Origin of the sequence: Pseudomonas sp. FSL R10-1350 (assembly GCF_009600525.1) — a bacterium.
GTDB lineage: Bacteria > Pseudomonadota > Gammaproteobacteria > Pseudomonadales > Pseudomonadaceae > Aquipseudomonas > Aquipseudomonas helleri.
The window spans coordinates 1-2,327 of record NZ_WIVR01000137.1; the positions used below are offsets into that span (position 1 = coordinate 1).

3 protein-coding genes are annotated in these 2,327 nt (G+C 65.4%); all 3 read left to right on the top strand.

Annotation, left to right across the window (positions count from 1 at the left end):
* Nucleotides 1-1,013 (top strand): precorrin-6Y C5,15-methyltransferase (decarboxylating) subunit CbiT (gene cbiT / locus GHO25_RS25415; protein WP_153393315.1); only part of this gene is annotated, 1,013 nt, incomplete at its 5' end.
* Nucleotides 1,006-2,103 (top strand): cobalt-precorrin-5B (C(1))-methyltransferase, encoded by a 1,098-nt coding sequence (locus GHO25_RS25420; protein WP_048366525.1) that lies wholly within the window; start codon nt 1,006-1,008, stop codon nt 2,101-2,103. The genes cbiT and GHO25_RS25420, both read left to right, overlap by 8 nt.
* A partial coding sequence (locus GHO25_RS25425) for a precorrin-6A/cobalt-precorrin-6A reductase (RefSeq protein ID WP_178110244.1) occupies nt 2,100-2,327 on the top strand: 228 nt, incomplete at its 3' end. The genes GHO25_RS25420 and GHO25_RS25425, both read left to right, overlap by 4 nt.

Sequence of the window (2,327 nt, forward strand, 5' to 3'; positions counted from 1 at the left end):
GCCAGCCAGTGTGTGTGCTGGCCAGTGGTGACCCGATGCTGTTCGGCGTAGGCGCCAGCCTGGCACGCGTGGTTGAAAACGCCGAGATGCACGTGCTGCCCTCGCCCTCCTCTTTCTCGTTGGCGGCTGCACGTTTGGGCTGGGCCTTGCAAGACGTGACCACGCTGTCAGTGGTTGCCCGTCCGGTGGCTGCGCTCAATGCTCACTTGCACAGCGGCGCACGCCTGCTGGTGCTGAGCAATGACGGCAGCAGCCCGACCACCGTTGCGGCGCTGTTGCGCGAACGCGGTTTTGGCCCAAGCCGCTTAAGTGTCCTGGAGCACCTGGGCGGCCCGGCCGAACGTCGCGTCGACGCCAGCGCTGACGAATGGAACGACCCGCCAATCGCGGCCCTGAACCTGATTGCCATTGAATGCATCGCCTCGGTCAACGCACAGCCGCTGTCCCGCGTGGGCGGCTTACCGGACAGCGCCTTCCAGCACGACGGCCAACTGACCAAGCGCGATGTACGCGCCATCACCCTCGCCCGCCTCGCGCCCTTGCCGGGGCAACTGTTGTGGGACGTGGGCGCAGGCAGCGGCTCGATTGGTATTGAGTGGATGCGTACCTACTCGAACTGCCGGGCCCTGGCCATCGAGGCAGACAGCGGCCGTCAGCAACTGATCGAACACAACCGTGACGCGCTGGGCGTGCCGGGCCTGCAGCTAATTCGAGGCAAGGCTCCGCAAGCACTGGAAGGCCTGGAGCGTCCGGACGCGATTTTTATCGGCGGCGGCGTCACCCGCGAGGGTGTGCTCGACACCTGCTGGCAACAGCTCAAGCCCGGCGGGCGACTGGTGGCCAATGCCGTCACCCTGCAAAGCGAAACATTGCTGATGAGCTGGCGCGAACGCCATGGCGGCGAGCTGACGCGGGTTCACGTCGCCCAGGCCCAACCGCTGGGCGACTTTGATACGTGGCGCCAAGCGCTGCCAATAACCTTGCTAGAGATGACCAAACCCTTTGATGCGTGACGAAACCGCCGAACAACCCGCGCCCCTGCGCAGCGGCCTGACCACCGGCAGTTGCGCCACGGCCACCAGCCTGGCCGCCGCTCGCCTGTTGCTCAGCGGCGTCAGCCATGACGCCGTGGAAATCACCTTGCCTAAAGGCAAAGTGGTGACCATGCGTCTGGAGTTCTGCCGCACGCAGGCCGATGGCGCCGAAGCCGGGACCCTCAAGGACGCAGGCGACGACCCGGACGTGACCCACGGCGCGCTGCTGTACTCACGCGTTCGCCTGCTGCCTGATGCAGGCATCGTATTCGTCGCAGGCCAGGGCGTTGGCACGGTCACCCGCCCCGGTCTGGTGTTGCCCGTGGGCGAACCGGCGATCAACCCGGTGCCGCGCAAAATGATCACCGATCACCTGCAGCAACTGGCTGCCGAGCACCACTATCACGGTGGCTTTGAAGTGACCGTCAACGTCCAGGACGGCGAATCGCTGGCCCTCAAGACCATGAACCCGCGCTTGGGGATTCTCGGCGGCCTGTCGATTCTGGGCACCAGCGGCATCGTCCGGCCGTTTTCCTGTGCCGCGTACATCGCCTCGATCCACCAGGGCATCGACGTCGCCAAGACCAACGGCTACCTGCACATCGCTGCCTGCACCGGCAATGCCAGCGAAGACACCATGCGCCGGGTGTATAACCTGCCGGAGATCGCGCTGATCGAGATGGGCGACTTCGTGGGCGCGGTCCTCAAGCACCTGCGCAAAGTCCCTGTGGATAAGTTGAGCCTCTGCGGCGGCTTCGGAAAAATCAGCAAACTGGCCGCAGGTCATATGGATTTGCACAGCCGTCACTCCAGCATCGACTTGCCGCAACTGGCCGAATGGGCGGCGGCCATTGGCGCTGACCCCACGCTGCAAGAGGCCATCCGCCAGGCCAACACCAGCCAGCAAGCCCTCGCCATGTGCAGCGCGCAAGGCATCGCCCTGGGTGATGCGGTGTGCCAGCACGCGCTGGACTTCGCCCGCAGCGTGGTGCCGGCGTCGGTGCAGGTAGAAGTGTTTGCCATTGACCGCCAAGGCGCCGTTGTCGGCCATGCCGGAGGGTTTGCATGAAGCGTATTTTATTGCTCGGCGGCGTGACCGAAGCACTGGCCATTGCCCGCACCCTGGGCCCGCAACACGTTTACAGCCTGGCCGGTGTCGGCCGCGTGCCCACCGATTTGCGCTGCGAAGTGCGGGTGGGCGGCTACGGCGGCGCTGAGGGGTTGGCCCACTACATGGGCGAACAGGGCATCGACCTGCTGCTGGACGCCACCCACCCTTACGCCGCGCAAATC